Source organism: Limnospira sp. PMC 289.06 (assembly GCF_032350395.1).
Classification (GTDB): domain Bacteria; phylum Cyanobacteriota; class Cyanobacteriia; order Cyanobacteriales; family Microcoleaceae; genus Limnospira; species Limnospira platensis.
The window spans coordinates 1-229 of sequence record NZ_JARPLC010000604.1; the positions used below are offsets into that span (position 1 = coordinate 1).

1 pseudogene is annotated in these 229 nt (G+C 49.3%); it reads left to right on the forward strand.

What is annotated here, in order from left to right:
- Positions 1-176 (forward strand): annotated as a pseudogene (locus P5674_RS26410) (IS630 family transposase); the annotation flags it as partial.
- Positions 177-229: the final 53 nt, after the last annotated feature.

Consider the following 229-nt stretch of genomic DNA (forward strand, 5'->3'; position numbering starts at 1 on the left):
AACGCTTCGATGCCCTCAAATCAGGGAAGAGGCAGGGCAGGGTGAGCTATATGGCGGCATGGTGTTATCAACAACTCTTAGCCCCCGATCGCTTTGAGGGTTGTTGTAATCGGACAGTGTTTGAGTTGTGGTTGGAGTTCATCTTAATTCCAACATTGAAGCCAGGTCAGACTCTATAGCATTAGTCAAGGTGGTTAGGACGCAGCCTTGAGAACGGAATCCATGGCAG